This window comes from Flavobacterium branchiicola, assembly GCF_018383905.1.
In the GTDB taxonomy this organism is placed as follows: domain Bacteria; phylum Bacteroidota; class Bacteroidia; order Flavobacteriales; family Flavobacteriaceae; genus Flavobacterium; species Flavobacterium branchiicola.
Genome location: NZ_JAGYWA010000004.1, coordinates 703,525 through 725,106 on the forward strand (window position 1 = coordinate 703,525; position 21,582 = coordinate 725,106).

Here is a 21,582-nt window from a genome sequence, read left to right on the forward strand (position 1 = left end):
GATAGAAGATGTTTACAAATTAAGTAAGAGTGCGGCATCAGCACTATAATCACTGATAAAACTAAGATGAATCCAAACAAAGCATTATGGGAAAAAGGCGATTTTACGCGCGTTGCAGAATCTATGAGAGAAAGTGGTGCGGAATTGGTTGCCAAAATTGGAATTAGAGAAAATCTTAACGTTTTAGATCTCGGCTGTGGCGATGGCACTACCGCAATACCTTCAGCAAAATTAGGAGCCAATGTTTTAGGCGTTGATATAGCAAGAAATTTAGTTGAAGCTGGTAATCTTCGAGTAAAAAAAGAAGGACTGGTTAATATTGTATTTCAAGAAGGTGACGCAACTGATTTAAATGAACTAAAAAATCAATCTTACGATGTTACGATGAGTATTTTTGGGGCAATGTTTGCACCAAAGCCTTTTGATGTTGCTAAAGAAATGGTGCGTGTCACACGACCTGGAGGTAAAATTATTATGGGTAATTGGATACCGGGAGATCCAACGTTGATTGCACAAATTTTGAAAATTAGTTCTGAATTTACACCTCCGCCTCCTGAAGGTTTTGTAAGTCCAATGCTTTGGGGTATTGAGGATAACGTAATTGAAAGATTCACAAATGCGGGTGTTCCTAAAGAAAATATTTCTTTTGAAAGAGATACCTTTACGTTTAAAGCTGCATTTCCACCTTCGGAGTGGCTAAATCGATTAAAAAATTTCTATGGCCCAACGATGAATGCTTTTGAGGCTGCTGAACAAAATGGAAAAACTTCGGATTTGTATGCTAAACTTGAAGGATTAGTTAATAGCCAAAACCAAAGTGATGACAAAAATTCTACATCAATTCCCGCAACTTATCTTCGTGTTACAGTTTTGGCTTAATTTTTTGTCTTAATAGATAAGGCAAGAAGGTTTTTACCGATGAGCTAGATTTGTTTAATAATAAATTATTAGTAGACTCATAAAGTATGACCTCAGTAAAAATAATGTAATTATAACTTAGTGAATCTCTGCGAAAATCTTTGCGTGACATTGTGTAGCAATTCTGCCACAGAGATTCACTAATAGAATTATTCACCTTTCAAATTATAAGCATACAAATATCCATCTGCACTACCAAAATAAGCAGTATTGTTATTTATAAATGGTGAGGAAACAATTGGTCCCAGTTTATAAAATTCATCCATTACTTTAAGGTTTTCGGGATAAATCGTTAAATCTGCATCTTTAGAAGCATGTGCAAAATCAAGATGGTTGTTATTGAGGATTTCGGTAGCATATTTTTCTCGGTTCTCAGTACTTACAAAAGAGGATTCTTTTCCGTCTGAAAGTAGATTTAAAGCGAAAAAGTTACCAGTAAAATCCCCAAAATAGGCTGTATTTCCTGATATTGCTGGTGAAGAATAGATATAGCCATTTCCTTTAAATCGGTATTTTTCCTTTCCTGTTTTCGCGTCAAGCGCTAATAATGCGTATGTATCAGAAGTTCCAACATAAATGGTATTATCTTTTACAACCGCCGAACTCAAAATCCATGAATTTTCAGCATTGTATTTCCAAGCTAATTTTCCGGTATCAGCATTAAGTGCAAATAAATAAGGATCTCTTGCTCCAAAATAAACTATTCCATTTGATACTACAGCAGAAGCCTGAATGCCTTTAAAACCAGTTTTAACGTCAGTTGAATAGCGCCATTTTTCTTTTCCTGTTTTACAATTTAAAGCATAGAAAATCCCGTCCCATCCGCCAAAATAAAAAATTTCTTTTTCGATAACAGGAGTACTATGAATCGGTTCATGGGTTTTGAAAGTCCATTTTAAAGCACCATTTTTTGAATCTACTGCATAGATATTTCCGTCGCTGCTTCCAAAAATGGTCAAGGATGTAGTGTTGTTTTTGAAAATAACAGGAGATGATAAATAAAAATCCCATAAATCGTTCATTAGCATGTCATTTGGTTTCATTCCCCACATTCCAACCTCTCTGTACCAGTGTTCACCTTTGGTTTTGAATTTCCAGATTTGCTTTCCGGTTGTTGCATTTACGGCATAATAATACCCGTCAAAACTTCCGAAATAAAGGATGTTTTCAGAAATGGATGCAGAGCTATGAATGGCTCCATTTGTTTTAAACTTCCATTTTTGTTTACCGGATTTCTCATCAATTGCATAAAAGAAACCGTCTTCACTTCCGATATATACAATTCCGTTTTGAGCAATAGGAGAAGAAAAAATCTTGCCATTGGTTTTAAATTTCCATTTTAAATCTGCCAGTGGCTGATATCCTTTTCCGCTAAAAAGTCTGTCTGAGAATGCATTGATTGTTTTGTTTTTATTTTGGCTTAAAGCCGAATAATTAAAACCTAAATTCACTAAAAACAATAATAAAATCAATGCTTTTTTCATGGCTTCTTTTTTCTTATAAATATAATGTATTTTTTAAAATGCTGCCAATCAGTTTTGTAACGATCTATTTGAATTATGTTTTTTATCTAAGATTTGAATACTTACATTTGTTTGACTTTAAAAATTGATTTATAATGAAAATAATAGCGGTTATTCCGGCGCGATATGCTTCAACACGTTTTCCTGCAAAGCTGATGCAGGATTTGGGAGGCAAAACGGTAATTCTAAGAACATACGAAGCTGCGGTTTCGACAAATTTATTTGATGATGTGTTTGTTGTAACGGATTCTGATTTGATTTTTGATGAAATTGTATCGAATGGCGGAAAAGCAATTATGAGTATCAAAGAACATGAATCAGGAAGTGACCGTATTGCAGAAGCAATTGCTAATCTCGATGTTGATATTGTAGTAAATGTGCAAGGTGACGAACCTTTTACAGAAGCCGCACCATTAGAACAAGTTTTGTCTGTTTTTAAAAATGATAAGGAGAAAAAGGTTGATTTGGCTTCGCTTATGCGTGAAATAACAAATGAAGAAGAAATCAATAATCCTAATAATGTAAAAGTTGTGGTAGACCAATCACAGTTTGCTTTGTATTTTTCAAGATCAGTGATTCCGTATCCAAGAGATAAAGATGTTGGCGTTCGATATTTCCAACACATCGGAATTTATGCTTTTAGAAAACAGGCTTTGCTGGATTTCTACAGTCTGCCAATGAAGTCTTTGGAAGCTTCTGAAAAGCTAGAGCAATTACGCTATTTAGAATTCGGAAAACGCATCAAAATGGTTGAAACAACGCACGTTGGAATCGGAATTGATACGGTTGAAGATTTAGAAAAGGCGAGGGCTATTTTGGCTTCTAGATAGATTGCGTGAAATAGCACGCGGATTAAACGGATTCGCTTTCGCGAAAGCGCGGTTTTAAAACGGATTTTTAATATTAAACGCATTTCGTGTCATTTCGACGTAAGGAGAAATCTTCGCAAGAAATTCTACAAAGATTTTCAATATTTTTATAATTTAAGTCTTAATCAAAATTTAGAAAATGGACGGATTGGAGGAAATTTTAGGTAAAAAAGACAAAATTATTATTGTTGTTATGTTGGTTTTTGTTTTTGCTTTCATTTTTATATTGAATGGTTTTGGATATTTTGAAAATCAAAAAATAGATGAAGTATTAAATGAAGAATTTGAGACAATTGTAATTGATAAATATATCGATAAGTCAAATCATATGACACCAAAAGTTAAACTCTCTAATGGAAATGAAATGATAAATTTCTTTCCGAAAAGTAATGTTGAATTGAGTTCAGGAGATAGTTTGGTGAAGAGAAAGAATTCAACTGATATGCTTGTTTTTAGAGATAAAAAACTTGTTTATAGTATTAGTATGCTTGATAATTAGATTTCTCCTCACGTCGAAATGACAAACTTTGCGTTAAATCACAAAAAAAGCTCCAAATTTTGGAGCTTTTTTATATTTACAATCGAACTAAATCCTTAATATAAACTAGGATATTTAGAAGGATTAACTTCATTCATCATGCTGTAGATTTTTTCAAAAATATCTTCGGCAGAAGGTTTAGAGAAATAATCTCCATCAGTTCCATAAGCTGGTCTGTGGGCTTTTGCAGCAAGAGTTTGCGGTTTACTGTCAAGATATTTGTAAGCATCTTGTTCTTCAAGAATTTGTTGCATGATGTAAGCAGAAGCTCCACCAGGAACATCTTCGTCGATTACTAAAAGACGATTTGTTTTTGCAATACTTTTTACAATATCTTTATTTACATCAAAAGGAAGTAAAGATTGAATATCAATAACTTCACAGTCAATTCCTAAGTCTAAAAGTTCATTTGCTGCCTGATGTACCAATCTTAAAGTTGAACCGTAAGAAACTAAAGTAATATCGGTACCTTCTTTTAATGTTTCAACAACACCAATTGGCGTTTTAAATTCACCAAAGTTCAAAGGTGTTTTTTCTTTTAAGCGGTAACCATTTAAACATTCAATAACTAAAGCCGGTTCATCACACTCTAAAAGTGTATTGTAGAATCCTGCAGCCTGAGTCATATCTCTTGGAACCAAAACATGAATTCCGCGAATAGCGTTGATTATCATTCCCATTGGTGAACCAGAATGCCAGATACCTTCTAGACGGTGTCCGCGTGTTCTGATGATTAATGGTGCTTTTTGTTTTCCAACAGTTCTATATTGTAATGTAGCTAAATCGTCACTCATGATCTGAATAGCATACAATAGATAATCTAAATATTGAATTTCAGCAATCGGACGTAAACCTCTTAATGCCATTCCAATTCCCTGACCTAATATGGTTGCTTCACGAATACCAACATCGGCAACACGAAGCTCTCCGTATTTCTCCTGCATTCCTTCCAGACCTTGGTTAACATCTCCAATGTTTCCAACATCTTCACCAAAAATTAAAGTTTCAGGATATTTAGAAAACAAAGCATCAAAGTTATCACGAAGAATCATACGACCGTCAGAATCTGGTTTTGTATTTTCACCATATTCAGGAAGTACTTTTTTTACAGAAAATACATTTTTATCTGAAGCAGAGTGTAAATTACTGCTGAATTTCGGCTGCGTAATTTCAATATAATTGGTAATCCAGTCCGCTAATAAAGTCTTGCTATTTGGAACTTCGATGAAACGTAAAATCTTACGTGCATAAACCAGTAACTCCTTTTTTAAAGGCGCTTTAATAGCATTTAATTCAGAAATGTATTTTTTAATTCTGTCTTTATGGTTGATACTTGCTTCTGCAATTTGTTCTAATAAAGCCAGAAGATTTTTTTGATCTTCAATAATTGGATTAATAAAGGAGTTCCAGGCCTCTTTTTTAGCCTGCATTACTTCATTCTTTAATTCAAAATCAATTTCAGCAAGTTCTTCAGGAGATGCAATATTGATAGCGATCATCCATAAACGCATCTGACGGATACAATCAAAATCTCTTTCCCAAGCCAGTCTTTCTCCATTTTTGTAACGTTCGTGAGAACCAGAAGTAGAGTGTCCCTGAGGTTGAGTTAATTCATTTACGTGAATTAAAACCGGAATATGTTCTTCACGCGCAATAGCTCCGGCTCTTTCATAAGTAGAAACCAGTTCGGCATAATCCCAACCTTTAACTCTGAAAATTTCGTAACCTTTTGCATCCTCATCTCTTTGATATCCTTTTAAGATTTCAGAAATGTTTTCTTTTGTTGTCTGGTGTCTTGCATGTACAGAAATCCCGTATTCGTCATCCCAAACACTCATCACCATTGGAACCTGTAAAACTCCGGCAGCATTTATAGTTTCAAAAAACAAACCTTCAGATGTACTTGCATTTCCTATAGTTCCCCATGCAACTTCGTTTCCATTTACAGTAAATTTGTCTTTGATGGTAATTCCGTCAACGTTTCTGTAAATTTTTGAAGCCTGAGCCAAACCTAATAATCTAGGCATTTGTCCGGCTGTAGGAGATATATCTGAGCTTGAATTTTTTTGTTTTGTTAAATCTTTCCATGATCCGTCTTCGTTCAAACTGTGCGTTACAAAGTGTCCGCCCATTTGTCTTCCCGCAGACATTGGATCAAAATCTAAATCGGTGTGACCGTATAAACCAGCAAAAAATTGTTTTGGAGTCAATTCTCCAATCGCCATCATAAAAGTCTGATCACGATAGTATCCGGAACGGAAATCTCCATTTTTAAAGGCTTTTGCCATGGCAAGCTGCGGTACTTCTTTTCCGTCTCCAAAGATTCCAAACTTGGCTTTACCAGTTAGTACTTCTTTACGACCTAAAAGACTACATTCACGGCTAGTTACTGCAATTCTGTAGTCGTTCAATACCTCAGTTTTGAAATCTTCAAATGTTAAAGTAGTATTGTTTTTTTCTTTTATCATAATCTTGTAGGGTCATGTTGAGACTGCGAAATTACTTAAAAACAATCAATAATCATAATTCTTTAAAATAAATATAATTTAATTATTTGTATTTAAATTCAAAAAACTACGTATTTTATTTATGTTATTGTTGTTTAAATTTTAAAATTACTGAGAATAATTCAAGGTTTTTTCTAAAATTTATTCGATTAAAGCCATTTTCGAGTAAAAAGATTGACTAATGTTTTTGGTGAGAAAGTGAGAACAAATCTAATTTTTTCGTTGTATTTATTTTGAGTAATCTCCCATCCGTTATTCGAATAAACCGGAAAATAAAATTCAAAGTAATCCTGAACCAAATTTAAACGGATTCCGCTGTCGTAGGCAAAAAAGTCTTTTTGATGCTTATTTTTTAAGAAACCAACATCGCCATAAACTTCAATCCAGTTCCAAATGGCATAGCTTCCATTTAAAGTTGCCATCCATTGATTGGCATATGCTGGTTCTAGTTTTGATTTAAAACCTCCTTCGGCCATAATATATTGCTGACTAAAGAAACCTGTGCTTTCAGACCTTCCGTAAAAATTGTAATCAAAAAGATAATCAGTTGGTCGGTCTAAACCAAAGCTAAAATAATCTGAATTAGTGCTATTATACAAGAAACTTCCGGCGTATAAACGCACATTTAATTTTCTGTTATTTTCAAATAATCTTCTGTATTCTACTTCACCGGATAATTTTCCGAAATCACCGGAAAATTGTACATCAGTCATAAAACTAAAATGATCTACCAATTCTGTTTTTGTGTTAGAATAGCGGGCATTGAAAACAGAATAATTAGGTTTAGAATTATCAGTAATAAAGTCACTTTCTTCTCTGTTTACAATAACCTGTCGTAATAAAATAAGCTGCTTTCTATTGTCTCTGAAGTTTTCTTCGCGAATGCGAAACTGAACCATCGGATTTAAACGTAAATAAGTAGCATCTGGAGCGTAATGGTAATAATTTTGACTAATAGAATATTTTACATTATAAAGTGTACTATTGCGATAATACTGACTCCATGAAAAAGCCGAAGAACCAGATATTGTTCCGGCTTTAATTGAATATGCAGGATTGATATCAAAATTAAAAGGTTTGTCCAGAATCGTCTTATTGTGAAAACGAATTCCGGGAGTAAAACCGTCATAGTAATTATACGTTAATGTAGGTATGTATAATATCTGATTGTAATAAGGATCTTCTAAATCTTTTGCAAAATTGAATTTTATCGGACGATTGGTAATTGCAATGCTTTTTAAAGACTTCCAGTTGTTTCTCTGGTTAAATTCGGGAACTTCGTTATCGTAGTTAATAACAATTTTATCTGCATTTTTTCGGTCAAATTGATAAACAGAATCCGCTTTTGTTGGCTCAATCCATTTTTTAAAAACAACCTCTTTCTTTTTAACACCATAAATTGGAATTGGAGCATAAATACCGGTTTTGTTTTTTATAGAAAATTGAACACTGTCAGCCGTTCGGGAAACGTGCCCAAATTTGTAGTCAATAATATCTCGTGAATCAATAATAGTTTTAAAGAACCAGTCGATGTTTTTTGGAGATTTTTTGATTAGAATATTTTCAAAATCATAACGGTTTGTCTGTTCTGTTTTATTCAGATTATAAAATTCAGAAATACTTTCCGGAACAATATTATGATTTAAATAATCATCTAGATAGCTTAAACTTAAACCTGCACGATATTTACTCGCAATTTGTTCGTTAAACTTTATCAAAGTATTTTTTGGGTCTCCCAAAGGCTGATCTAGATTTTTACGAGCCATTAACATATAATAATAGCTGTATTGCTCATTAAAAGTCAGATTGGTTATATTATAACTTTTAAAGAGTTTTATTTCAGAAAGTCTTCCCAACATTTTTTCATCCAAATGATTTTCCTCCATATATTTCATCATGGCAAAAATCTGAATCCCGTCATAAACCCAATTGTCTTTTCGTGGATCCAGTCGCAAACTATTCTTTAGATAATTATTCAGATACGTTTTGAAGAAAGTAATTTCAAACATAAACTCATCTGAAAATGGACTGATAAATGAAGGAAGCTGATTTAATCCATAGAATGGATTTCGGTCATAATCTGCTTGCGAAACTGTAATTTTCTGATGCGGATATTGACCGATAAAATCATTAGCAAATTTTGCAACTCTGTCTATAACAACTGCTTTTTGTATTTCACTGATTTTTTTATTCTTCAAATCAGATAAAACTTCAATTGTCCCATTGTCGTAACTCCTGAAATTATTTTGTTTTTCAATGATTAAACTAAAATCGGTTCTGTTTTTTCCTGAAAATAAATAATTGGTAAAAGTTGAATTTGATATGTCTTTTGAAACGGAATTTAAATCTGTTGTCACAGAATGGCTGTTCGGAACTTTTATTTCAACATCATAATCCATTACGGCATTGGCAATGTCATCAAGATTAAAATTACTGTATTTAATAAAACTGTGATCCTCAAAACGGGCAGGGCTTAAAAACCAGTTTTTTAAGTTCATTCCATTTGCATTAAAACCATAATGGGTAAACTTATCACTTGGAATTTTCAGAATATAAGTAATATGCAAATCGATTTGTTCGCCCGGTTGCAGTTTTCGATTTAATTTTACGGTAATATAATCAGGATTTTTCTCTGTTCTTTCCCATTCAAGTGCTGTGAAATTTGAATCGGTCAGACTTAAAATAGTTGTATTTCCTCTTTCCGTTTCTTTTGCTAAATGAAATCCTCGGTAAAACTCATCAGAAAAACGTTTCGCCAAAGGTGTATTTTTATTAGAAAAAGCATTGTTCCAATCATTCAGAACAATAGAATCTATGCTGTCATTAGAAGTATTGTAATAGGTAATATCTTGTTTTACATTTAATGTTTTAAGTTCAAGATTTACCGCCACATCCATCTTTGACTGATGTTGTGCGTATTGTTTTATTGAGTGTAATAAAACAACGCATAGGATTATAATTTTGTAAATTGATTTCAAATAATGGCGTAAAAAATTATAAATCTATCTAAAGTTACGATTAAAATATTGATTCGGTTTTTGTAAAAATAGCATAAAAAAAGCTGTTTTAAAAAACAGCTCTTAAATTTTAACCATATAAGTGAGGTAAGTACTTGTAAATAAAGTTATTTTGCTCTCTATTTAAATTACTTAAAGCACTTACGTGGTTTAATATGTATTTTAGAAATTTGGACTTAAATCGTATTTCTTGTAGAATTTATCCAAAACATCAACTACTTCGTCTTCTGTGTCAACAATTTTAAATAAGTTCAAATCTTCAGGACTTACAGTGTGCATTTTTTCAACCAAAACTGTTTTTACCCATTCAAATAAACCTGACCAAAATTCAACTCCAACCAATATAATTGGGAATTTTCCAATTTTCTTAGTCTGAATCAAGGTAATCGCTTCAAACATTTCGTCTAAAGTTCCAAAACCTCCAGGCATAACCACAAACCCCTGAGAATACTTTACAAACATTACTTTTCTCACAAAGAAATAATCAAAATTCAGGTTTTTATCATGATCAATATATGGGTTAAAATGCTGTTCAAAAGGCAATTCGATATTTAAACCAACAGAAGTTCCGCCACCTAAATGTGCACCTTTATTTCCAGCTTCCATAATTCCCGGGCCTCCTCCCGTAATTACACCATATCCTGCTTTACTAATTTTAAAAGCAATTTTTTCAGCCAGTAAGTAATATTTATCATCTGGTTTTGTACGTGCCGATCCAAAAATAGAAACACATGGGCCAATACGTCCCATACTTTCGTAACCGTTTACAAACTCAGACATAATTTTAAAAATTGCCCAGCTGTCATTGGTTCTAATTTCATTCCAGGTTTTTTGTTTTAAACTGTCCTGAATTACTTTGTCTTCATCATTATCAAAATCTTCTAATCTCATTTTAGGTATTTTAATTTATTATTTTATTAAGCTGTCATTATTACGTATAGTTAGATTTAAGGAGCTAATCCTGCTGTCCACTATATTCCCGATAAACAAAAACTACGGCTAAAAAGCCTTGTTTTTCTAAATCGTGAGATGCCGTTCCCATCAAGGCTAGGGCAGTTGGTTTCAGTTAAACAAATGAGTTTAATTGAAGTATCTTTTTTTTAATTTTAGTAAAAAAAGCGGGGGCTAAATTAACTCTTTTTTCCAGAACTCTTACAAAAAAGGGAATTTATAATCTAAATGTAACATTCAATTATTACCGTTCTTTAGTTTTTGATTCAGTATCAATTGATTAAAAAGTAGAATAATCTATTAAAAAATGTATCGTTTCAATGGGACTTAATTATAGACACGCCAAAATCTTCAACGAATTTCAATCCGTCGAAAATAAAACGTAAAAGAAGTAAGAACTGTTGATTCTCTTAAAATAATAACGGGATGAATTGAAAAATTATCCCGTTATATAATTTTTACTCAAGTTCTTTTTTCAAAAACTTAGCCGTATAACTTTTTTTGTTTTTTGCTACTTCTTCTGGAGTTCCTTTAGCAACCAATTGTCCGCCACCTTTTCCTCCTTCTGGACCAATATCTATAATGTAATCGGCAAGTTTAATTACATCCATATTATGTTCGATAACCAGAATTGTATTTCCTTTATCAACAAGTTTGTTAATTACGTCCATTAAAACCCGAATATCTTCAAAATGCAAACCTGTTGTAGGTTCATCAAGGATGTAAAATGTATTTCCGGTATCTTTTTTAGATAATTCTCCAGCTAATTTAATACGTTGCGCTTCACCTCCAGAAAGTGTAGTACTTTGTTGTCCAAGTGTTATATATCCTAAACCAACATCCTGAATGGTTTTTACTTTTCTGTAAATCTTAGGTATATTTTCAAAAAACGGAACCGCTTCATCAACCGTCATATCCAAAACGTCTGAAATAGATTTTCCTTTATATCTAATTTCTAAAGTTTCTCTGTTAAAACGTTTTCCCTGACACGTTTCGCATTCTACATAAACATCCGGTAAAAAGTTCATTTCGATTGTTCTTACTCCAGAGCCTTCACAAGTTTCGCAACGTCCGCCTTTAACATTAAAACTGAAACGACCTGCTTTGTAACCACGAATCATACTTTCAGAAGTCATCGTAAAAAGATTTCGGATTTCAGTAAAAACCTCTGTGTAAGTTGCCGGATTTGAACGTGGAGTTCGCCCAATCGGACTTTGATCGATATCAATTACTTTATCAATATGTTCTAAACCTTCAATCTTTTTATAAGGTTGAGGCTTTTTTACGCCATTAAAATAATAAGCGTTCAAAATAGGGTAGAGCGTTTCATTAATCAAAGTCGATTTTCCGCTACCTGAAACTCCCGTAACACAAGTTAATTGGCCTAAAGGGATTTCTATTGAAACGTTTTTCAGGTTATTTCCAGTTGCTCCGGTTAGTTTTAATGATTTTCCATTTCCTTTTCTTCTCTCTTTTGGAATCTCTAATTTCATTTTACCATTCAAATATTGAGCGGTAATTGTATTCGATTTCAGCGTTTCTGCAGGACTTCCGATACTAATAATTTCGCCACCATATTTTCCTGCTTTTGGACCAATATCAATTACGTAATCTGCGGTTTCAATCATGTCTTTGTCGTGTTCAACAACAATAACTGAGTTTCCGATATCACGTAATTGCTCAAGTGAATGAATTAATTTTTCGTTATCTCTTTGGTGTAAACCAATACTCGGTTCATCCAGAATGTATAAAACACCAACCAATTGCGAACCAATTTGTGTCGCCAGACGAATACGCTGTGCCTCACCTCCGGAAAGTGATTTTGAACTTCGGCTTAAAGCCAGATAATTCAAACCTACATTCATCAGGAAGTTTAAGCGATCTTTGATTTCTTTTACAACTTCAGAAGCAATTAAAAGTTGTTTATCGGTTAAATGACTATTTAAATCCTGAAACCAGGCTGTTAAATCAGAAATATCCATATCACACAATTCGGTGATATTTTTTTCATTAACTCTAAAAAATAAAGCTTCTTTTTTAAGACGTGAACCTTCGCAAACGGGACAATTTATTTCATCCATAAAATCCTTTGCCCAGCGCTTTAAAGCTGTAGAAGAACTTTCGTCATATTGATTTTTAATGAAATTCGAAATTCCTTCAAAATCTATTTTGTAATCTCTCGCTACGCCAAGATCTTTAGAACTAATTGTAAACTTATCTTTTCCGCCATGTAAAATCATAGTCATGGCTTCTTCCGGAATTTTTTCAATCGGATCGGTTATTTTGAAACCGAATTTTTCTCCAATGGTTTCTAATTGTTTGAAAATCCATGAAGATTTATATTCGCCTAGTGGAGCAAAACCGCCAGCTTTAATCGATAATTTAGGATTTGGAATAATCTTTTTGACATTGATTTCATGAACAGTTCCTAATCCATTACAATGCGGACAAGCTCCTTTTGGTGAGTTAAAAGAAAATAAATTCGGTTCCGGATTTTGATACGATATTCCTGTTGAAGGACACATTAAATTTCTACTGAAATAACGCACTTCATTAGTATCCTGATCTAAAATCATCAGTACATTTTCGCCATGATGCATTGCAGTATTAATACTTTCCGCTAATCTTTTTTGATTATCGGCAGTATCTTCAATTTGCATTCTGTCAACAACAATTTCGATATCATGGGTTTTATAACGATCCAGTTTCATTCCCGAAACTAAATCCTGCACATCACCATTTACGCGAACTTTTAAAAATCCTTGTTTGGTAATTTGCTGGAATAATTCGGCGTAATGGCCTTTTCTGGCTTTAATAACCGGAGCAAGAATATTAATGCGTTTCCCATTATAATCCTGAATGATAAGATCTTTAATTTGCTCATCAGAATAAGAAACCATTTTTTCGCCTGTATTATAACTGTATGCATCTGCACCACGAGCGTACAAAAGACGAAGGAAATCGTAAATTTCAGTAATTGTTCCAACTGTAGAGCGGGGACTTTTACTGGTTGTTTTTTGTTCAATTGCAATTACTGGTGAAAGTCCGTCAATTTTATCTACATCAGGACGTTCTAAGCCACCAAGGAATTGTCTGGCATAAGCGGAAAAAGTTTCAACATAACGACGCTGTCCTTCGGCATATATGGTATCAAAAGCCAAAGAAGATTTTCCCGAACCAGATAAACCAGTAATTACAACCAGTTTTTCACGCGGAATAGAAATGTCGATATTTTTTAGATTATGAACTCTTGCACCAAGAACTTCAATAGTATTGTCTTTATCTAGCATAATTTTGAGCAAAACGCAAAGTTACCACTTTGATTTGTTCTTTTTGTGCTCGATCGCAAAAGTTTATGTTACAAATAGTAACAAAAAACGCTGATGATTATCAGCGTTTTCTTTTTCGGGTTGCCATATATTCTTCGATAGCTTCTTTGGTTGTAAACCAGTTTCGTCCTTCTTTGTATGCGTCTATTTTTCCGGTTCTGGCAAGTAAACTAACATATTCCTGACTATATGGAGATTCTGGTTCACTTACAATATTGATGATAGGCTGAAAATCATAATTGCTTCCTGGCATCGCATTTAAATAAATATTTAAAGTACGCTCTAAAGCCTGACACATCAAAAGGGTTAATTTTTGATAATTGCCATTGTTTGCCTGATTGAGCGCTTCATAATATTTTTTCCTGTCGTTTTTAAGGATAATTGCCGGCGGAAACCCGCAACGCATTAATAACAAATTCATGCTCAAACGCACTGTACGGCCATTTCCATCAAAAAATGGATGTATCCAAACGAGTTTGTGATGATAAATAGTTGCCAGTTCTATATCATTTAAACCTAACGGATTTGTATTGATAAAGTCAATTAATTCATCTAAATAATCGGATACTTTATTGGCATTTGGGGGCATAAAATTGGCTCCTGAAATTCGAACACCACCGTTTCTTATTCTTCCTGCAAAATCATCTTCAATGGAACGTAATACCAAACCATGAAGCGATAGTATATCAATGCTTCTAAGTTTATAGTTATCATCTACAATTGAATATAAATAATCAATGGCTTTGTCATGGTTATGGGTTTCAAAATGCTCGCGAAGTGATTTTCCTTTTATGGTAATTCCTTCCTGAATGACCATTTGTGTTTCACGCAAGCTCATAGTATTTCCTTCAATACTATTTGAATTGTAAGTCCATTCCAGAGATAGACTTTCTCTGATTTTATGCAAAGCGATATTGGGCAATGGTCTGCTGTTTTGCAAATCAAGCCTTTTTTGGTACAATCTGTCAAATGTTGATTGAAATTCTGTTCTGTATGTTAGGTCTATATTCCACATTAGACCCCAAAGGTACTTCTTAATATCGGATAAATAAAATTTTTAACTTATCCGATATTAAGGTTATTCAATTGTCATGGAACGAAGTTTCATTCTGTAGGCTTCAAGTGCTATTGATTTGGAAATAAAGCCGTAATATTTTTCATTTCGTAAAACAGGCAGAAAAGCTGATTTTGATTTTTCGAATTTACTCATTACAATTTCCATGCTGTCATACGATGAAATGGTTGCCGGTGGCGTTTTCATAACATCTTTAATCAGAGTATATTTTACACGATATGCATTAAAAATAATTTCACGAATATCATTAAAGTGTACTACACCAACAAGATCTTTTTCATTATTAACGACAGCAAAAACAACCTGATTGGAATGTGAAATAAGATCAACTAATTTACTTAAGTTTTCTTCGGGATGAACTGTTAGGTAATCACATTGAATGATAGAATCAATATCTAAAGTAGATAGAATATTAGAATCTTTATTGCTTGTAAATGCGTGACCTTTCTTAGCGAGGTTTTTAACATCAAGCGAATATTTTTCGAAACGTTTTGAAATTGCAAAACTTATTGAAGATACAATCATAAGAGGAATCATAAGTCCGTAACCTCCTGTTATCTCTGCGATTAAGAAAATAGCAGTTAGCGGAGCATGAAACAATCCGCTCAAAATTCCGGCCATTCCTACCATTGTAAAATTACTGATTGGTAATTTTGATAAACCAATCATACTAACGAATTTCGAGAAAAAGAAACCTAAATAAGAACCCAAAAATAAAGACGGTGCAAAATTACCTCCGTTTCCTCCACTTCCAATAGTTAGTCCGGATGCAAACACTTTTACCATCATGGTACAGCCAACAAATAGAAGTAAAACCCACTGATTATTTCTGAAATCTCCAAATAATGTATTATCAAGTATTTGCCCCGGGTCTGATTCTGATAGTGTTTTAATGCTTTCATAACCCTCACCAAAAAGGGTTGGAAAAACAAAAATAAGAAGTGCTAATAACGAAGAACCAATTAATGCTTTTTTATAAGGTCCCATTTTTAACTGAGCAAAATAATGCTCCACTCTTTGGAAATTTCTGGAGTAATAAACCGCAATAAAACCAGTTAATATTCCTAAAATTACATAAAAAGGAATGTTATGATAATTAAAAGTTTCTTGCTTCTTAAAAGACAATAAAATCGTTTCATCTAAAACAATAGCTGAAACTAAGGCTCCGGTTGCCGCTGAAATCATAATAGGGGTAAAAGCAGAAATACTGACATCAACCAGTAAAACTTCTATGGCAAAAAGAACTCCCGCAATTGGAGCATTAAAAGCAGCTGCAATTCCGGCAGCGACACCACAGCCAATAAGTAAAGTTCGGTCTTTATATTGTAATTTATAATTTTGAGCAAAGTTAGATCCAAATGCTGCACCCGTAACAACAATAGGGCTTTCAAGACCGGCAGAACCTCCTAACCCAACAGTTAAGGAGCTCGTTACAATTTGAGCATACATTTGTTTTCTGGGAATTATACTGGCCTTTTTTGCAACAGCATACAAAATTTGTGAAGTTCCTTTCTCAATAGTTCCGTTAAGTACTCTGTCAATAACAAAAACAGTAAGCACAATACCAATAATAGGTAAAATACTGTTGATGAAACTTAATTTTAAAATTCCGTTTATATAAGTTGCGAAAGAAAAAACGCTGTGAGCAAAAGTTTTTAAAACGATTACCGCCAATGAGCATGAAATTCCGATAAGCACGCTTGATAAAAAAATAAACTGCTTTGGTGTCATTAAAGACTGAGCCAAAGCAATAATGCTTTCCAGTTTTCTAAAATATTTCTTTAGCATTCTGTTTGTAAAAAGTTAGGGATAATGCAAATTTAGGTTTTAACATTCGAAATTGTATAATTTTCTGTACAAATCTTTAGTAAAAATTAAAAACCGGCAGCAGTATCATCGCCTCTAAAGTCCGCGCCACCTTCAAGAGTTTTGTTTGGCAAGACTAAAATACAGTCTAATTTTCCAATTACCGGAGTTGTTTTTTCATTAATTAAATAACCTTTTGCCTTAAGTTTATCGATAGTAATATTATCAAAAGCATTAGGCTCAAAAGTAATTAAGTCAGGTAACCATTGATGATGAAAACGTGGTGCATTTACTGCTTCCTGCATGCTCAGATTATATTCATAAACATTTAAAATAGCTTGCAAAACCGATGTAATAATTGTAGAGCCACCCGGTGAACCAACAACCATATACAATTCGCCATTTTTCTCCACAATAGTTGGGGTCATAGAACTAAGCATTCTTTTTTGTGGTGCAATGCTGTTAGCTTCATTTCCAACTAAACCAAACATATTTGGAGAGCCTGGTTTGGCACTAAAATCATCCATTTCATTATTTAGGAAAAAGCCCAATTCATCACAATAATATTTTGATCCAAAACCATCATTAATGGTTGTAGTTGCTGCAACGGCATTTCCAAATTGATCAACAATGGAGTAATGAGTTGTCTCTGTACTTTCGTTGTAAGTTACTTTTCCTTCTTTTATTTCTGAAGAAAGACTCGCTTTTTCGGGATTGAAATTTGACATTCTTTCTTTTAAATAGGTATCAGATAAAAGTCCGTTTACGGGGATTTTTACAAAATCAGGATCTCCCAAAAACTGACTTCTGTCGGCATAAGCTCTTCTTTCTGCTTCAACAATTACCTGAATTGATTGTTCTGAGTTATGTCCCATTTTTGAAAGATAAAAAGGCGATATCATTTTCATGATTTGTGCTAAACAGATTCCACCACTGCTTGGCGGTGCCATTGATGTAACTTTTAAATCTTTATAATCAAATTGAAGAGGTTTTCTCCATTTTGCCTCATAAGCAGCCAAATCTTTAAGCGTAATGATTCCGCCTTTTTTCTGAAGATAAGTAACTAATGTTTTTGCAGTTTGACCTTTATAAAATTCATCTTTTCCATTTTTAAGAATTCGTTTTAAAGTCTGGGCAAGTGCAGGATATTTAATAGTATCATTTTCTTTAAATCTTCCGGCCATTAAAGTATTCGGACCATTTATTTTTACAATAGCATCATGATACGATTCAAGTTGTTTTTGTTGCTTTTGAGTTACAATAACACCTTTTTCTGCAAGAGCAATAATAGGTTTCAGAATTTCTGACATTGGCAGGGAACCTAATTTTTTATGCACTGCAAAAACGCCGGCAATTGTTCCAGGAACTCCAATTGCTAAAGCTGTTTCTGTACTTTTTCCTTTTATTACATTTCCGTCTTTGTCCAAAAACATATCTTTTGTTGCGGCAAGCGGTGCTTTCTCACGATAATCAAGAGAGCCAACTTCGCCATTTGCTTTTCTGTATACCATAAAACCACCTCCACCAATATTTCCTGCATACGGATAGGCAACTGCAAGAGCCAGTTCTGTTGCCGCCATTGCATCAAAAGCATTTCCGCCTTTTTTCATGATTTCAACTCCTATTTTTGATGCTTCGGCTCTGGCCGAAACTACCATCGCTTTTGAAGCAACCAATCCTGTTGGGGTTGCAGATTGCTGTGCAAAACCTGAAATAGTGATAAATGCGAATAATAAGGTAATTTTCTTCATAAGTACACAATATTAAGTTCGATAAAATCAAGTAGACTCTAAAGGGTAAGTAATTTTTGTTTGGCTTGTTTCTGGATATCTTCAAAAAAGAGGGTGAATTCCTGTTCAAATTCAGTATAAAATTCTTTTAGCTCTTCTGTGGCAAACTGCATTTTCGAAATATTTTTTGATCTTCGGTCCATTTGTGTCAGGATATGTTGAATTCCTTCTGTTGTTCTATAACTAAAAAGCCAGTTTTCTCGGGTCATAACAGGCATTAGACCTTGCGTTTTTTCAGTTAAAATAGAATAGTTTTCATCCAAAGAATTATAAAATCTGTTAACAAAATCTTCCAGATTTTCATCAGAATATTTAGACCAGTTCTTGGCTAAAAAATGATCATAAACAATATCTACAATAACGCCTGCATAATGATGGTATTTTTCATGTAAACGCTTGGTACTTTGTCTAAAAACATCGTGAGAATCTGTATAAGTATCAATAAAACGATGCAGGAGTATACCTTTTTGTACATCTTTAGGAAAATGTTCAAATTGTTTACCACGAATGCCATCAGCCATAAAATTGCCAATTTTTATGAGATCATTATCACCTGAAAGATATATATGGGCTAAGAAATTCATTTTTTTTAAGTTAGTGAGGTTCTAAGTAGCTAAGAGACTAAGTTATTTTAGCAAAGTGTTTTTTTATTCTTAACCTACTAAACAATCAAGACTGTAAGCTTATTTTAGTAAAAGTATGAAAACTTTTTGACATCGTTTTTAGAGAATGACAGATAGCTTTAAACTTAATCTTTAAAAATCTTAGAACCTTAGCTACTTAGTATCTTAGTAACTTTTCTATATTTGTAACTCAAATAACCATAACTCAAAAAAATGACTTTAATAAAATCTATTTCAGGTATAAGAGGCACAATTGGAGGTAAAGTAGGAGATAACCTGACTCCTGTAGATGCAGTAAAATTTGCATCGGCGTACGGAACTTTTATGAAAAGCAATAGTAAAAAAGAAAAATTAACGGTTGTAATTGGTCGTGATGCAAGAATTTCCGGACCAATGATTCATAATCTGGTGGTTAATACTTTAATTGGTTTAGGAATAAATGTAATTGATTTAGGACTTTCTACAACTCCAACGGTAGAAGTTGCGGTTCCCTTGGAAAAAGCTGACGGAGGGATTATTTTAACAGCGTCTCATAATCCAAAACAATGGAATGCTTTAAAATTACTAAATGAAAAAGGAGAGTTTTTAAGTGGTGCCGACGGTGCAAAAATTCTGGAAATTGCAGAAGCAGAAGCTTTCGATTTCTCGGATGTTGACAGTTTAGGCGAAATCACTTTGAATGATGCTTATATGGATATTCATATCGACGAGGTTTTAAATTTACCTTTAGTAGATGTTGATGCAGTAAAAGCGGCTAAATTTAAAGTAGTTGTTGATGGTGTAAATTCATCAGGAGGAATTATTATCCCTAAACTATTAGAATTAATGGGCGTAGAAGTTGTAAAATTGTACTGTGAGCCAAACGGACATTTTCCTCACAATCCGGAGCCATTAAAAGAGCATTTAACTGATATTTCTGAATTGGTTGTGAAAGAAAAAGCGCATTTAGGAGTTGTTGTTGATCCGGATGTTGATCGTTTGGCATTCATCAGCGAAGACGGAGAAATGTTTGGAGAAGAATATACTTTGGTTGCTTGTGCTGATTATGTTTTAAGTAAAACTCCTGGAAACACAGTTTCGAATATGTCATCATCTCGTGCTTTGCGTGATGTAACTGTTGGACACAAAGGGAACTACGAAGCTAGTGCAGTTGGAGAAGTAAACGTAGTGGAATTAATGAAAAAGAATAATGCTATTATTGGAGGGGAAGGTAATGGCGGAATTATTTATCCTGAATTGCATTACGGAAGAGACAGCTTGGTAGGAGTGGCTTTATTTTTAACGCATTTAGCAAATAAAAAAATGTCAGTTTCTGCTTTGAGAGCTTCTTACCCGGAATATTATATGAGCAAAAATAAAATTGAATTGACTCCGCAAATTGATGTTGATGCAATTTTAGCAGCAATGACAGATAAATACAAAAACGAAGATATTTCGACAATTGATGGTGTAAAGATTGATTTTGCTACAGAATGGGTACATTTAAGAAAATCAAATACAGAACCAATTATTCGTATTTATACTGAAGCGCCTTCGCAAGATGCTGCAGATAAATTAGCATTACGAATTATTGATGAAATAAAAGTAATTGCAGGAATTTAATTACTGATTTTAAATACAAAAGCCTCTTTTGAAAATATCGAAAGAGGCTTTTTTTGTAGTTATTTGAAGAGGAGATTATTCCACTTTGTGTTTCCATCTTTTATGCGTCCATAAATAATATTCAGGAGCTTCAAGTATTTGTTTTTCGACTTCTTTTAAATACATTTCTGTAATTTCAAAATCATTATATTCTTTGGGATCGTCAGCAAGAGAAATAAATGTTGCTTCATAATATCCTCTTTTTAGTTTTTTTACTTTTACCATTATAACAGACAAATCATATTTTTTTGCCAGCATTTCGGCTCCCGTATGCACCGGAACTACAACACCCATAAATTTACCTGAATGAAAAATTCGATCCAATTTTGGCGATTGATCACTTGCTAAACCATACATACTCAAAACACCATCGCGCTGATTTTGAGCCATTGTTGGAATTGCTTTTTTGGTCTCAACCATTTCAGTTTTGTATTTTGAACGAATCTTTCGAATCAATTTATCAAAATAAGGATTTGCAATTTTTTTATAAACGGCAACTCCCTGAAATCCAACTTTAGGATTAATTGTCATAATCCATTCATAACTCGCATAGTGCGAAGCCATAAGAATAACACTTTTCCCTTTTTGTGCATAATCTAATACCAAATCGATATTGGTAACATGAAATCTTTTTTCCATTTCCTCAGGAGAAATGCTCATAGTTTTTATCATTTCCAAAAACATATCACACATATGTCTGTAGAACTTTTTCTCAACGACTTTTCTCTCCTGATCACTTAAGTGTGGTAGCGCAAGTGCAAGATTTTCACGAACCACTTTTTTGCGATAGCCAATAACATGATATACCAGAAAATATACGCAATCTGAAAACCAGTAAAATATTCTAAATGGAAGTATGGAGATAAGCCAAAGAAAAGGATAGGCTAAAATATAAACGAGAAATTGCATGTAATTTTTTTTACAAATATAAAAGAAAAATGAATAACCAGCGATATTTTGGCTTCTTGCTAACTTGTGTTTAAGAATGACTATAT

Annotated in this window: 14 protein-coding genes; 4 read left to right on the forward strand and 10 right to left on the reverse strand. The window is 33.4% G+C overall.

Going from position 1 to position 21,582, the window contains the following annotated elements; all coding sequences use genetic code 11:
* Positions 1–66 precede the first annotated feature (66 nt).
* Positions 67–879: a class I SAM-dependent methyltransferase gene (locus KHA98_RS13045; protein ID WP_213258365.1), complete on the forward strand. Its 813-nt coding sequence runs from the start codon at positions 67–69 to the stop codon at positions 877–879.
* Positions 880–1,067: 188 nt separating this feature from the next.
* Here KHA98_RS13045 and KHA98_RS13050 read toward each other — a convergent pair whose 3' ends face one another.
* Positions 1,068–2,402: an outer membrane protein assembly factor BamB family protein gene (locus tag KHA98_RS13050; RefSeq protein ID WP_213258366.1), complete on the reverse strand. Its 1,335-nt coding sequence runs from the start codon at positions 2,400–2,402 to the stop codon at positions 1,068–1,070.
* 134 nt (positions 2,403–2,536) lie between these two features.
* Here KHA98_RS13050 and kdsB point away from each other — a divergent pair, with 134 nt between their 5' ends.
* Both kdsB and KHA98_RS13060 read left to right on the forward strand, forming a co-directional pair.
* Positions 2,537–3,271 carry a 3-deoxy-manno-octulosonate cytidylyltransferase gene (gene kdsB / locus KHA98_RS13055; RefSeq protein ID WP_213258367.1) on the forward strand — a complete coding sequence of 245 codons (735 nt, stop codon included), beginning with the start codon at positions 2,537–2,539 and terminating at the stop codon, positions 3,269–3,271.
* Between the two features lie 178 nt (positions 3,272–3,449).
* Positions 3,450–3,809 carry a hypothetical protein gene (locus KHA98_RS13060; RefSeq protein WP_213258368.1) on the forward strand — a complete coding sequence of 120 codons (360 nt, stop codon included), beginning with the start codon at positions 3,450–3,452 and terminating at the stop codon, positions 3,807–3,809.
* Between the two features lie 95 nt (positions 3,810–3,904).
* Here the strand turns inward: KHA98_RS13060 and KHA98_RS13065 are convergent, their stop codons facing one another.
* The 8 genes from KHA98_RS13065 to KHA98_RS13100 form a co-directional block, all read right to left on the reverse strand.
* Positions 3,905–6,316: an alpha-ketoacid dehydrogenase subunit alpha/beta gene (locus KHA98_RS13065; RefSeq protein WP_213258369.1), complete on the reverse strand. Its 2,412-nt coding sequence runs from the start codon at positions 6,314–6,316 to the stop codon at positions 3,905–3,907.
* Between the two features lie 188 nt (positions 6,317–6,504).
* Entirely contained in the window at positions 6,505–9,252 is a 2,748-nt protein-coding gene (locus KHA98_RS13070; protein ID WP_213258370.1) for a gluzincin family metallopeptidase, read from the reverse strand.
* A gap of 282 nt (positions 9,253–9,534) precedes the next feature.
* Positions 9,535–10,263, reverse strand: coding sequence for an LOG family protein (locus KHA98_RS13075; RefSeq protein ID WP_213258371.1), 729 nt, complete (start codon positions 10,261–10,263; stop codon positions 9,535–9,537).
* A gap of 518 nt (positions 10,264–10,781) precedes the next feature.
* Positions 10,782–13,613, reverse strand: a complete 2,832-nt coding sequence (gene uvrA, locus KHA98_RS13080) for an excinuclease ABC subunit UvrA (RefSeq protein WP_213258372.1) — start codon at positions 13,611–13,613, stop codon at positions 10,782–10,784.
* Between the two features lie 100 nt (positions 13,614–13,713).
* Positions 13,714–14,667 (reverse strand): Fic family protein, encoded by a 954-nt coding sequence (locus KHA98_RS13085; protein WP_213258373.1) that lies wholly within the window; start codon positions 14,665–14,667, stop codon positions 13,714–13,716.
* Positions 14,668–14,730: 63 nt separating this feature from the next.
* The gene (locus KHA98_RS13090; protein ID WP_213258374.1) at positions 14,731–16,515 is read right to left on the reverse strand and encodes a chloride channel protein; all 1,785 of its coding nucleotides are present in this window, start codon (positions 16,513–16,515) and stop codon (positions 14,731–14,733) included.
* An 86-nt stretch (positions 16,516–16,601) separates the two neighbouring features.
* Positions 16,602–18,284, reverse strand: a complete 1,683-nt coding sequence (gene ggt / locus KHA98_RS13095; RefSeq protein WP_213258375.1) for a gamma-glutamyltransferase — start codon at positions 18,282–18,284, stop codon at positions 16,602–16,604.
* A gap of 38 nt (positions 18,285–18,322) precedes the next feature.
* Positions 18,323–18,907 (reverse strand): acyl carrier protein phosphodiesterase, encoded by a 585-nt coding sequence (locus KHA98_RS13100; protein ID WP_213258376.1) that lies wholly within the window; start codon positions 18,905–18,907, stop codon positions 18,323–18,325.
* 252 nt (positions 18,908–19,159) lie between these two features.
* Between KHA98_RS13100 and glmM the strand changes: the two genes are divergently transcribed.
* On the forward strand, positions 19,160–20,548 hold the full coding sequence (gene glmM / locus KHA98_RS13105; RefSeq protein WP_213258377.1) for a phosphoglucosamine mutase: 1,389 nt from the start codon (positions 19,160–19,162) through the stop codon (positions 20,546–20,548).
* 75 nt (positions 20,549–20,623) lie between these two features.
* Here the strand turns inward: glmM and KHA98_RS13110 are convergent, their stop codons facing one another.
* The gene (locus tag KHA98_RS13110; protein WP_213258378.1) at positions 20,624–21,496 is read right to left on the reverse strand and encodes a lysophospholipid acyltransferase family protein; all 873 of its coding nucleotides are present in this window, start codon (positions 21,494–21,496) and stop codon (positions 20,624–20,626) included.
* Positions 21,497–21,582 lie beyond the last annotated feature (86 nt).